Genomic DNA, 392 nt, shown 5'->3' with positions numbered 1-392 from the left:
ATAAATGGTTGAATGACACACCGCATTCGCGAGCAAGCCCGCTCCCACAGGCCGGCGCGCACGAAAAAGCCCGGCTGATCAGGCCGGGCTTTCCATGGGCACAGCGGTCGAACGATGGGGCTTACGCGAGGCGGTACTTGATCAGGCGATCGGAGCCGCCTTCAGCGACGAGATTGCGCAGCAGGCGATCAGCGCCATCAGCGGCAACTTCGTTGCCTTTCAAACGATCAGAACCATCAGCCGCGACAGCACGTTTTTCCAGCAGACGATCAGAGCCACCTTCAGCCACACGATTGTGTTGCAGACGATCCGAACCACCCTCAGCCACACGGCTTTCAATCAGCCGATCCGAGCCGCCTTCAGCGACGACAGGTTGAGCAGAAGTAGCGGCG

General features: G+C 59.9%; 1 protein-coding gene. It reads right to left on the bottom strand.

Annotation, left to right across the window (positions count from 1 at the left end; translation table 11 throughout):
- Window positions 1-121: 121 nt before the first annotated feature.
- Window positions 122-392, bottom strand: a 271-nt coding sequence (locus B0W55_RS29440; protein ID WP_077049391.1) for a hypothetical protein, incomplete at its 5' end; no start/stop codon positions are given.

It is taken from the genome of Pseudomonas sp. KK4 (genome assembly GCF_001984065.1).
Lineage (GTDB): Bacteria > Pseudomonadota > Gammaproteobacteria > Pseudomonadales > Pseudomonadaceae > Aquipseudomonas.
The sequence above is the reverse complement of the archived record's forward strand: the minus strand, read 5'-3'. Positions and strand labels throughout refer to the sequence as shown.